9 protein-coding genes are annotated in these 10,844 nt (G+C 66.1%); 3 read left to right on the top strand and 6 right to left on the bottom strand.

Annotated features, from left to right (window positions below):
- Positions 1–82: 82 nt before the first annotated feature.
- On the top strand, positions 83–1,078 hold the full coding sequence (locus QGG75_21900; protein MDP6069880.1) for an aldo/keto reductase: 996 nt from the start codon (positions 83–85) through the stop codon (positions 1,076–1,078).
- Positions 1,079–1,340: 262 nt separating this feature from the next.
- Here QGG75_21900 and QGG75_21895 read toward each other — a convergent pair whose 3' ends face one another.
- The 5 genes from QGG75_21895 to QGG75_21875 form a co-directional block, all read right to left on the bottom strand.
- Positions 1,341–2,189, bottom strand: coding sequence for an NAD(P)-dependent oxidoreductase (locus QGG75_21895; protein MDP6069879.1), 849 nt, complete (start codon positions 2,187–2,189; stop codon positions 1,341–1,343).
- An 11-nt stretch (positions 2,190–2,200) separates the two neighbouring features.
- Positions 2,201–3,175: a nitronate monooxygenase family protein gene (locus tag QGG75_21890; protein MDP6069878.1), complete on the bottom strand. Its 975-nt coding sequence runs from the start codon at positions 3,173–3,175 to the stop codon at positions 2,201–2,203.
- 18 nt (positions 3,176–3,193) lie between these two features.
- Complete coding sequence (locus QGG75_21885; protein MDP6069877.1) at positions 3,194–3,991, bottom strand: enoyl-CoA hydratase-related protein; 798 nt, start codon at positions 3,989–3,991, stop codon at positions 3,194–3,196.
- 22 nt (positions 3,992–4,013) lie between these two features.
- Positions 4,014–5,063 carry an MBL fold metallo-hydrolase gene (locus QGG75_21880; protein ID MDP6069876.1) on the bottom strand — a complete coding sequence of 350 codons (1,050 nt, stop codon included), beginning with the start codon at positions 5,061–5,063 and terminating at the stop codon, positions 4,014–4,016.
- 97 nt (positions 5,064–5,160) lie between these two features.
- Positions 5,161–6,687: a trimethylamine methyltransferase family protein gene (locus tag QGG75_21875; protein ID MDP6069875.1), complete on the bottom strand. Its 1,527-nt coding sequence runs from the start codon at positions 6,685–6,687 to the stop codon at positions 5,161–5,163.
- Positions 6,688–7,094: 407 nt separating this feature from the next.
- Here QGG75_21875 and QGG75_21870 point away from each other — a divergent pair, with 407 nt between their 5' ends.
- Together QGG75_21870 and QGG75_21865 are read left to right on the top strand one after the other, a co-directional pair.
- Positions 7,095–9,530, top strand: coding sequence for an FAD-dependent oxidoreductase (locus tag QGG75_21870; GenBank protein ID MDP6069874.1), 2,436 nt, complete (start codon positions 7,095–7,097; stop codon positions 9,528–9,530).
- Positions 9,527–10,708 carry a CoA transferase gene (locus QGG75_21865; GenBank protein MDP6069873.1) on the top strand — a complete coding sequence of 394 codons (1,182 nt, stop codon included), beginning with the start codon at positions 9,527–9,529 and terminating at the stop codon, positions 10,706–10,708. The genes QGG75_21870 and QGG75_21865 overlap by 4 nt, the downstream gene beginning before the upstream one ends.
- Before the next feature lie 13 nt (positions 10,709–10,721).
- Here the strand turns inward: QGG75_21865 and QGG75_21860 are convergent.
- Positions 10,722–10,844 (bottom strand): IS5/IS1182 family transposase (locus tag QGG75_21860; GenBank protein MDP6069872.1); only part of this gene is annotated, 123 nt, incomplete at its 5' end.

The following is a 10,844-nucleotide window of genomic DNA, read 5'->3' as shown; positions in this document are numbered from 1 at the left end:
GTTCCCCCGGCTTGGCCGGCCCATGGTAATCAACGGGCGATGCGCAGTAAATTGGCCTCTACGTCCACCCCGGGGATACACCATGCAATATGTCAATCTCGGCTCGAGCGGCCTCAAAGTCAGCCGGCTCTGCTTCGGTACCATGGGCTACGGCAGCAAGGCCTTCCGGCCCTACACCATCGAGGAGCGCGGCGCCCGGCCGCACTACAAGCTGGCGCTCGATTTGGGCATCAATTTCTTCGACACGGCCGACGTCTACAGCCTGGGCAGGAGCGAGGAGATCACCGGCAAGTGGCTGCTCAAGTACGCGCCACGCCACGAACTGGTGATCGCCACCAAGCTTTATGGGCCCATGAGCGACGACCCCAACGACCGTGGCCTGAGCCGCAAGCACGTAATGGACGCCATCGACAAGAGCCTGGCCCGCCTGGGTACCGATTACGTCGATCTCTACCAGATCCATCGCTTCGACTACGAAACGCCCATCGAGGAAACCGTCGAGGCGCTGCATGACGTGGTCAAGGCCGGCAAGGCGCGCTACATCGGCGCCTCCTCCATGTTCGCCTTCCAGTTCGCCAAGATGCTGCAAGCCGCCGACCTGGGCGGCTGGACGAGATTCGTCTCGATGCAGAACCACTACAACCTGATCTACCGCGAAGAGGAGCGCGAGATGATGCCGCTCTGTCAGGAAGAGGGCATCGGCGTCATTCCCTGGAGTCCCCTGGCCCGGGGCTTCCTGGCCGGCAACCGTTACCGGCGCGGCGGCGGCAAGACGCCGCGCTCGAAGGGCGATCCCTTTTCCGCCGATCTCTATTACCAGCCCGAGGACTTCGAGGTCGTCGAGCGCGTGCTGGCGCTGGCCAAGCAGCGCGGGGTTTCGCCGACCCAGATCGCCCTGGCCTGGATGCTGCACAAGCCATACGTCACGGCGCCCATCATCGGCGCCAGCAAGCTTGGGCAGCTACGCGAATCGGTGAAGGCGCTGGATATCGACCTCGAGGTGGCGGAGATGGCGCTGCTGGAGGAGCCCTACCGGCCCCATGCCGTGCGCGGCCACACCCCGTATCCGTTGGATTAACCCGCATTTCTCACCGGGTCACGGCCTGCGTCGCCCCCAGGTGATGCGATCCGGAAGGAAAAGTCCGAAGATCGTAGCGGGGCTACGTTCTTCGTACTTTTCTGTAGCGGGCGCGCGGCTGGGGGCGACCCTTCGGGCGGCGCTGTCGCGCCGACAGGGTGTGTCGCGCTGCTTGCCCGATGTCCCACATCGCGCGGCGCAGCGCTCCTACCCTGTTGGCGCGACAGCGCCGCGCAGGCCATGACCCGGTGAGAAATGCGGGCTAGACCATGGCCGTGTCTTCGTGGCCGTCGATGAAGAAGTCGAGCACCAGCTCGGCCTCGGGGTCGACGGCGTAGGCCGAAAGGTCGGTCACGCCTTCTTCTGCCAGCACCTCGTCGTCGATGAAGAAGTTGCCGCTGCACGACCCGGCCTCGCGACAGAGGATGGCGTGAGCGGCGTCGGCCATGATCTCGGGCTTGCGGCAGCGTTTCATGGTCTCCTCGCCGCCAATCATCCGGATGGCCGCCGTGGCGATGCCGGTGCGCGGCCAGAGCGCGTTGACGGCGACGCCGGCGTCACGGAATTCCTCGGCCATGCCCAACACGCAAAGGCTCATGCCGTACTTGGCCAGGGTGTAGCCGACGTGCGGCGCGAACCAGCGCGGGCTCATGCTCAAGGGCGGCGAAAGGTTGAGGATATGCGGGTTCTGGGCCTTGATCAGATGCGGGATGCAGGCTTGCGAGCAGGCATAGGTGCCGCGCGTGTTGACCTGGTGCATGAGATCGAATCGCTTCATCGGCGTTTCCATGGTGCCGCTCAAGCTGATGGCGCTGGCGTTATTGACCAAAACGTCGATGCCGCCGAAGGCCTCCAGCGCGCGTTCGACGGCGTGCTCGACCTGGTGTTCGTCACGGATGTCGGTGACCACCGGCAGCGCCTGGCCGCCGGCCTCCTCGATCTCGCCGGCGGCGGTGAAGATGGTGCCGGGAAGCTTGGGGTGGGGTTCGGCGGTCTTGGCGACGATGAGGATGTTGGCGCCGTCCCGCGCCGCCCGCAAGGCAATGGCCAGGCCGATGCCGCGGCTGGCGCCGCTGATGAAAAGCGTTTTGTCCTTCAGGCCCTCGGACATGTTTCCCTCCGCTAAGCTACCGCCGCCACCATGCGCTGGTTGATGATGGCTTCGGCTTCGGCGACGATGCGCTCGACCAGATCCTTGCAGGTCGGCACGTCGTTGATGATTCCCACCACCATGCCGGCATACAACAGGCCCTTGTCGATCTCGGCCTGTTCCAGCACCTGGCGGCCCTTTTGGCCCGAAACCAGGGGGCCGAGTTCCGCCATGGTGGCCTCGCCCGTGGCCTCAATCTCGATCACCCGGTCGGCCACGGAGTTGCGATAGACGCGGCCCGTATTGCGCTGCGAGCGCATGATCAGGGCCGTGTCGCGCTCGTCGGCGTCGACCAGCACCTGCTTGATCTCGGGGTGGATCGGGGCCTCTTCTGTCACCATGAAGCGGGTGCCCATGTTGATGCCCTCGGCGCCCAGCGCCAGCGCCGCCGCCAGGCCGCGGCCGTCGGCGAAACCGCCCGAGGCGACCAGGGGGATCTTGACCTTGTCGGCGGTGGCCGGGATCAGCACCAGGGCCGGGATGTCGTCCTCGCCGGGGTGGCCGGCGCATTCGAAGCCGTCGATCGAAACGGCATCGCAGCCGATGGCCTCGGCCTTGACCGAGTGGCGCACCGAGGTGCATTTGTGGATCACCTTGATGCCGGCGGCCTTGAGGGTGGGCATGAAGGGTTCGGGGTTGCGCCCCGCAGTTTCCACCGCCTTGATGCCGGATTCGACGATGACCTGGACGTATTCCTCGTAGGGCACCGGCTTCAGCGTCGGGAAGATGGTCAAATTCACGCCGAAGGGCTTGTTGGTCATCTCGCGGGTGCGGGCGATTTCCTTTTCCAGGTCCTCGGGCGTGGGCTGGGTGAGCGCCGTGAGGAAGCCCAAGGCGCCGGCGTTGGCCACGGCCGAGATCAACTCGGCCCGGCCGACCCACTGCATGCCGCCCTGGACGATGGGATATTCGATGTCGAAAAGCTCGGTAACCCGGGTCTTGAGCATGGCGGCCTCCGGTGAGTTCTAGCGCCCCTTATATTCGGGGGTGCGCTTGGCGAGGAACGCTTCCGCGGCGTTCTTGAAATCCTCGGTGAGCGTCGAGGCGGCGAAATTCTCGCACTCGGCCTCGAGCTGCTGGGCCAGGGTGGCGCGCGAGGATTCATACAAGAGCGCCTTGGTGCGGCCCAGCGCGACGGTGGCGCGGCCGGCCAATTTGGCTGCCAGCCGGACGCCCTCGGCCTGGCGCTCGGCCGCCGGTACAACCCAGTTGACGAGCCCCAGATCCAACGCCTCACGAGCGTCGAGACGCTCGCCCATCATGGCCAGTTCCATGGCCTTTTTCATACCGACGATGCGCGGCAGCGAAAAGGTACTGCCGCCGTCGGGGCTGACGCCGAGTGTCGAATAGGCCAGCGAAAAGACCGCGTCATCGGCCGCCACGATCATGTCGCAGGCCATGGCCAAACTCATGCCGCCGCCCGCGGCCGGGCCGTGAACGCTGGCCAGCACCGGCTTCGGCATGCCCTGCAAGGGCGCCACGGCGGCGTGGTAGCCGGCCACGAAGTCGCGATAGTTGGCCAACTGGGTATCGGCGTCGGCATCGAAGCGCCGGCTCAGGGCGGCGATATCGCCGCCGGCGCAAAAGCCGCGCCCGGCGCCCTCGAGCACGACGCAACGCACGCTGGCGTCGGCCGCCGCGGCTTGGCCGGCCGCCGCCAGGTCCTGGCACATCTGCTCGTCCAGGACATTGAGCCGATCGGGCCGGTTGAGCGTCAGCGTCAACACCGCACCGTCGCGCTGGCTGAGCACGGTCTCGGCCATGGTTTTCTCCTCTCTTGTACGCCTAGGCCGCGGCGGCGCGCTTGCCGGCCTGGCGATAGCGATAGGCACCGTCATCGCCCAACTCGCGGTCGAGCTGGCCCTCCGCCATCAGGTAATTGGCGTGCGCCAGGCCCTCGGCCACGGCCATGAAGATCTCGCCGTCGGTGAATTCGCGGTCGAACATGTAGGGCACGGTCTGGCGCAGCGTCTTGGGCTCGATGCAGGCGCCGTAGATGTCGTCCAGCCGGTCGCGGTGGTGCTGGCGGATGGTGTCGATGCGCGGGCCGACGCCGACGAAGGGGTTGTCGTGCGAGGGCAGCACCAGGGTGTTGGCCGGCAGGCCCTTGAAACGGTCCAGCGAATGCAGGAACTCTTGCAGCGGGTTGGCATCGGGCTCGGAGGGATAGACGCCGATCATCGGCGTGATGCGCGGCAGGATCTGATCGCCCGAGATCAGTAGTTTCAACTCATCGCAAAAAAGGCAGGCTTGTTCCGGCGTATGGCCGCGGCCCACCACGACGCGCCAAGCGTGCTTGCCGATGGTCATCTCGTCACCGTGGGCGATGCGCTGGTAGACCATGGGGATGGGCGAGATGCGGCGGCCGAAGTTGGCGTAGCCCATGGCCTGCATCTCGGCCACCTCGGCTTGGGAAAGGCCGGTGCGGGCGAAATGGTCGAGCACCGGCTGGGGCAGATCGTCGTGGCTATCGAGCTGCAGCATGCGGCCCATCGACCAGTCCTGCCGGGTCATCCAGAGCGGCACCTGCCAGTGTTCCTCGAACCAGCCGGCGAGGCCGATGTGGTCGGGGTGGAAATGCGTACCGATGATCCGTTTCAGCGGCTTGCCGGCGAAGTGATCGGCCATGATCTGGCGCCACAGCGTTTCGATCTTGCTGCTCTTGAGGCCGGTGTCGACCAGGGTCCAGCCATCGCCGTCGGCCAAGAGCCAGATGTTGACGTGGTCGAGCACGAAGGGCAGCGGCAGGCGCAGCCAAAAGACGCCGGGGGCGATTTCCAGGGCGGCGCCGAGCTCGGGAGGCGTGGGTAGGGGATACTGAAGTTCAGTGGACAAGGTTTCGCTTTCTGTTTGGAGGCCGGAGCCGCAAAAACGCCAGATTGATCCCCGAGTCTACCTTGACGTTTACGTTAACGTCAATGTTGGGCGATTGTTATGACGATGCCAATTCCGCCTTGCGCCGCGCCACGAAACCGCCGACGGCTTCGTCTATGGCGGGGTCGAGCGGCGGAGGCTGGTAGCTGGCGAGCTGGCGCTGCCAGTTCTCAAAGGCACGTTGGGAGGCGTCCTGGGCGCCTTCTTCCTGCCATTGTTCGAAGGAATTGTTGTCGGCCAGGTGCGAGCGCCAGAAGGCGCTTTCAAAATGCGCCTGGGTGTGGGCGGCGCCGAGAAAGTGGTTGCCCGGCCCGATCTCGGCTATGGCTTCCAGGGCCTGGGCCTCGGGGCTCAGGTCGATGCCGTTGACCAGCACCTGCATCATGCCGAGCTGGTCGGCATCGAGCACGAATTTCTCGTAGCCGGCACAGAGCCCGCCCTCGAGCCAGCCGGCGGCGTGCAGCACGAAGTTGCTGCCGGCCAGCAGCGCCGGCAGCAGCGTCTGGGCGCTTTCGTATGCGGCCTGGGCATCGGCGATCTTGGCGGCGCTGAGCGAGCCGCCGGAGCGAAAGGGAACCCCCAGGCGGCGCGCCAGCTGGGCCGCCGCCAGCAGCACCAGCGTGGGCTCGGGCGTGCCGAAGGTGGGGGCGCCCGACTGCATCGAGATGGAGCTGGCGAAGGCGCCGAAGACCACGGGGGCGCCCGGCCTGACCAGCTGCGTCAAGGCCATGCCGGCCAGGGCTTCGGCCAGCACCTGGGTCAGCGTACCGGCCACCGTCACCGGGCCCATGGCACCGGAGAGGATAAAGGGTGCCACGATGGTGGCCTGGTTGGCCCGGGCATAGGTCTTTAGCGCCCCCAGCATGGTGGCATCGAAGACCAGCGGCGAGTTGGCGTTGATCAGGCTGAGCAGCACCGTGTGGGCGGCGACGAAATCGGCGCCGAACACCAGCTCGGCCATGGCGACGCTGTCGGCGGCGCGCTCGGGCGCCGTCACCGCCCCCATGAAGGGCTTGTCGGAAAGCCGGATGTGGCCGGCCAGGATGTCGAGGTGGCGCTCGGCCACCGGCACGTCGACCGGCTCGCAGATGACGCCGCCCGAATGATGCAGCGCCGGCGCGAGATAGCTGAGCTTGACCAGGTTCTCGAAGTCCCCAAGCGTGGCGTAACGCCGGCCGCCCTCCAGATCGCGCACGAAGGGTGGCCCGTAGACCGGCGCAAAGACGGTATTGGGGCCGCCGATGGGCACGCTGCGCCGAGGATTGCGGGCGTGCTGGGTAAATTCGCCGGGCGCGGTCTGGAGCAGCTTGGCGGCCAGGCCACGCGGCAGGCGCACGCGTTCGCCTTCGACCTCGGCCCCGGCCTGGCGCCAGAGTTCGAGCACCTCGGCGTCGCCGCGAAAGTCGAGGCCAATTTCGGCCAGCACCGTCTCGGCGTTGGCTTCGATGATTTCGAGGCCTTCGTCACCCAGGACGTCGAGCACCGGCAGGTGCCGGACAATGGCCGGCAGCGTCGCCTTTTTGGGGCGGTTGCGTTGGGCCCGGCGGGCCTCGCGGCCGCCGCGCCGGGCTTTGGGCTGGCTCATCGTGTGATCCTCCGTGGGTCCCGACTTTGCCTCAACGGCGCAACCATGACCAGGGTTCGCGCGTCGTTGGCTTGTTCCCCCCGCGGCCATCTGCTAGAGACAAACCAGTACCCCCTTGCGCAAAAGGATGGTACGTCCGATCGCTTTGCCGGCCCTCTGGGTAGGAAGCAGCGGGCCGGCGATGCGGGGCCATCGGCAAGCGCTGCTGACGCCCTCCAGAGGGCCGGAAAAGCGACCCGAAGGGCGGCCATGATGGACCATCGGACGTCGTCGCGCGGTCCTTGTGATGGTCCCCCGTCACGGCGGACCACGCTCCTAGCCGATGGTCCATCATGGCCGTCAGACGTGCCATCCTTTTGCGCAAGGGGGTACTTGAGCCGGCCCGCGGCCGTTCCAGGGGGTTTGACATGAAAACTCATGCTCGTGTGGTGGTCATCGGCGGCGGTGTCGTCGGCGTCTCGACGCTTTACCATCTGACCAAGAAGGGCTGGTCGGACGTGGTGCTGATCGAGCGCACCGAACTGACGGCGGGCTCGACCTGGCACGCGGCCGGGCTGCTGCCGCTGTTCAACCTGAGCTACAGCGTGGGCCAGATCCACAAGTACTCGGTGGCGCTTTATCAGACGCTGGAAGCGGAGACCGGCCAGGACGTGGGCTTTCGCAAGGTCGGCAACATCCGGCTGGCGCGCAGCCAGGACCGCATGGACGAATACCACTTCTATGCCGGCGTCGCCCGCACCATCGGTGTCGAGGTGAATTTTCTCAGCCCCGACGAGGTCAAGGACCTGTGGCCGCTCTGTCAGACCGAGGGCCTGGTCGGCGCCATCGTGCATCCCGAGGACGGCTACATCCAGTCGGCCGACGTCACCCAGGCCATGGCCCGGGGAGCGCGCCAGGGCGGTGCCGAGATCTACCGCCGTACATTGGTCACGGCCATCGAGCAGACACCCGGCGGCGAATGGCTGGTCAAGACCGATGCTGGCGACATCACTTGCGAGCACGTGGTGGCGGCCAGCGGCAACCACGCCCGCCAGACCGGCGCCATGGTCGGCCTCGACGTGCCGGTGATCCCGGTCGAGCACCAGTTCATCGTCACCGAGCCCCATCCCGAGATCGTCGCCCGGCGTGAACAGGGTTTGCCCGAGATGGGCGTGCTTCGTGAATCCGACAGCTCCTACTACCTGCGCGAGGAAGCCGGCGGCCTGTTGCTGGGACCTTACGAAAAAGGCGCCCCGGCCTGCTTCGTCGACGGCCCGCCGGCCAGCTTCGAGAACGACCTCTTCCCCGCCGACCTCGACCGCCTGGAGCCCCACATCGAGGCTGCCATCAACCGAGTGCCGGCTTTCGGCGAGGTCGGCGTCAAGGAGGTGGTCAACGGTCCCATCCCCTACACCCCCGACGGCAACCCCATCGTCGGGCCGGCCTGGGGGCTGCGGAATTTCTGGCTCAACGAGGGCCACAGCTTCGGCATCACGGCGGCCGGCGGCGCCGGCTGGCAGCTCGTCGAATGGCTGGTCGAGGGCGAACCCAGTATCGACATGCTGGGCGTCGACCCCCGCCGCTTCGGCGCTTACGCCTCGCGCGGCTACCTCAAGGCCAAGAACGAGGAGACCTATGCCGGCGTCTTCACCATCCACTTCCCCGACGAGGAACGCCCGGCGGCGCGGCCGCTGAAGACGGCGCCCTGTTACCAGCGCATGAAGGATCTCGGCGCCGTTTTCGGGCAAAAGTACGGCTGGGAACGGCCCAACTGGTTCGCCCCCGAGGGCGTCGAGCCCTGCGACGACATGAGCTTTCGCCGCACCAACTATTTCGATCACGTGGGCAACGAATGCCGCCAGGTAGAAAAATCCGTCGGGCTTTTGGACCTCACGGCTTTTTCCAAGTTCCTGGTTTCGGGCCCCAGTGCCGAGGCCTGGCTCGACCTTTTGCTGGCCAACCGCCTACCCCGGCAAGTGGGGCGCGTCAATCTCGGCCACCTCTTGTCGGCCAACGGCGGCGTGCGTTCGGAATTCACCATCATGCGCGATGGCCCGCAAAGCTTCTACCTGGTCTCCGCCGGGGCCGCCGAGCGCATGGACCGGGACGCCCTGGAAAAGCAGCTGCCGGCCGACGGCAGCGTGCGCCTGGACCACCTGACCTCGCAACTGGGCGTGCTGGTGCTGGCCGGGCCGAAATCGCGCGATCTGCTGGCCAAGGTCTCGGACGCCGATCTTTCCAACGCCGCCTTTCCCTGGCTTTCCGGACGCCTGATCGACGTGGGCTGCGCCCAGGCCCGGGCCATGCGCATCAACTTCGTCGGCGAGCTGGGCTATGAGCTTCATCATCCCATAGAGATGCAGAACACCATCTTCGACTTGTTTATGGAAGCCGGTGCCGAGTTCGGGCTCAAGCCCTTCGGCATGCGGGCCATGGAATCGCTGCGTATCGAAAAGTCCTATCGCATGTGGGGCACCGAACTTTCCATCGAGTACGCCGCTTTCGAATCCGGACTGCAACGCTTCGTCCATCTCAACAAGGGCGACTTCCTGGGTCGCGACGCCCTGGCCGAGTGGCAGCGCCAGGGGTTCAAGTACCAATTCGTCACCTTGGAGGTGCACGACGTCGAGGAGGCCGACGCCCGCGGCAGCGAGCCCATCATGGCCGGCGGCGAGATTGTCGGCCGGGCCACCGGCGGCGCCTATGGCTGGCGAGTGCAAAAAAGCCTGGCGCTGGGCATGGTGGCGCCTGAAATGGCGGCCGAAGGCACGGAGCTCGAGATCGTCATCCTGGGACAGAAGCACCGGGCCACGGTGATCCCCGAATCGCCCTACGATCCCGACAACGAAAGGCTAAGAGCATGAGCGTTTTGGAAGGCATCCGGGTTCTCGATTTCGGGCGCTATATCGCCGGACCCTGCTGCGCCACGCTGTTGGGGGATTTCGGCGCCGAGGTCATCCGCGTCGAGAAAGTGGACGGCAGCGAGGACCGCTTCACCGCCCCCATTACCGAGGACGGCGAGGGCTGCCTTTTCCTCCAGCTGGCGCGCAACAAACAAAGCCTGACGCTCAACCCCATGAAGCCCGAGGGCCGTGAAGTGCTGGCCCGCCTGGTGGCCACGGCCGATGTGGTGTTGGCCAATTTGCCTTTCGAGACGCTGGAGGCCATGGGGCTCGACTACCAATCGCTGAAAGCCATCAAAGAGGACATCATCAGCGTCACGCCGTCGGCTTTCGGCTCGACCGGTCCCTATGCCGCCAAGGTCGGCTTCGACGGCATCGGCCAGGCCATGTCGGGCAACATGCACCTGACCGGCCATGCCGACCAGCCCATGAAGTCCTGGGCCCCCTATGTCGATTTCACCACCGCCATCCTGATGGCTTTCGGCACCATGATGGCGCTTAGGGAGCGCGACAAATCGGGCCGTGGCCAACAGGTCGAGGGCTCGCTGTTGGGCTCGGCGCTGTGGGTCGGCAATGCCTTCTTGATGGAACAGGCGGCGCTGGGGATCGACCGCGTGGCCTCGCACAACCGCAGCCAGGGCGGCGGTCCCGCCGACACTTTCGCCACCAAGGACGGTTGGGTGCTGGTGCACGTGGTGGGCCGGCCGCTTTTCGAGCGCTGGGCGCGCTTGATGGGCGAGCAGCACTGGCTCGAGGATCCCCGCTTCGAGGGCGACCAGGACCGCGGCGACAACGGCGCCCTGCTCTCCCAGCGCATGACCGCCTGGTGCGCCGAGCGCAGCACGGCCGAAGTGCTGGCGGCGATGGAAGAGGCCCGCATCCCGGCGGCCCAGGTCTACAGCCCGCAAGACGCACTCGACGATGTCCATGTCAACGCCGTGGGCTATTTCCAGGAGTCCGACTATCCCGGCCTCAAGGGCCCGGCCCCGGTGGCCGACACCCCGGTCAAGCTCTCGGCCACGCCGGGCGGCATCCAGCGCCGCGCCCCGACGCTGGGCGAACACACGGACGGTGTTCTAGAAGCGCTGGGCTATTCGGCGGCCGAGATCGGCGCGTTACGCGAAAAACGGGTGGTCTAGGGTCCGTTGACAATTAACGCAAATCAATGATGGTGGCGACGAGGCTCAAGTTTGCGGCATAGCTTGTGTCGGTTTTGTCGTAGCGCGTAGCAATGCCCCGGAATTCCTTGATCTTGGCGAAATAGTTCTCGACCAA

Source organism: Alphaproteobacteria bacterium (assembly GCA_030740435.1).
Lineage (GTDB): Bacteria > Pseudomonadota > Alphaproteobacteria > UBA2966 > UBA2966.
The sequence above is the reverse complement of the archived record's forward strand: the minus strand, read 5'-3'. Positions and strand labels throughout refer to the sequence as shown.

What these genes read in the sequence shown, in the direction of transcription:
- QGG75_21900 (MDP6069880.1), top strand. Translation starts at nt 83, where the DNA reads ATGCAATATGTCAATCTCGGCTCGAGCGGCCTCAAAGTCAGCCGGCTC.
- QGG75_21895 (MDP6069879.1), bottom strand. Translation starts at nt 2,189, where the DNA reads ATGTCCGAGGGCCTGAAGGACAAAACGCTTTTCATCAGCGGCGCCAGC.
- QGG75_21890 (MDP6069878.1), bottom strand. Translation starts at nt 3,175, where the DNA reads ATGCTCAAGACCCGGGTTACCGAGCTTTTCGACATCGAATATCCCATC.
- QGG75_21885 (MDP6069877.1), bottom strand. Translation starts at nt 3,991, where the DNA reads ATGGCCGAGACCGTGCTCAGCCAGCGCGACGGTGCGGTGTTGACGCTG.
- QGG75_21875 (MDP6069875.1), bottom strand. Translation starts at nt 6,687, where the DNA reads ATGAGCCAGCCCAAAGCCCGGCGCGGCGGCCGCGAGGCCCGCCGGGCC.
- QGG75_21870 (MDP6069874.1), top strand. Translation starts at nt 7,095, where the DNA reads ATGAAAACTCATGCTCGTGTGGTGGTCATCGGCGGCGGTGTCGTCGGC.
- QGG75_21865 (MDP6069873.1), top strand. Translation starts at nt 9,527, where the DNA reads ATGAGCGTTTTGGAAGGCATCCGGGTTCTCGATTTCGGGCGCTATATC.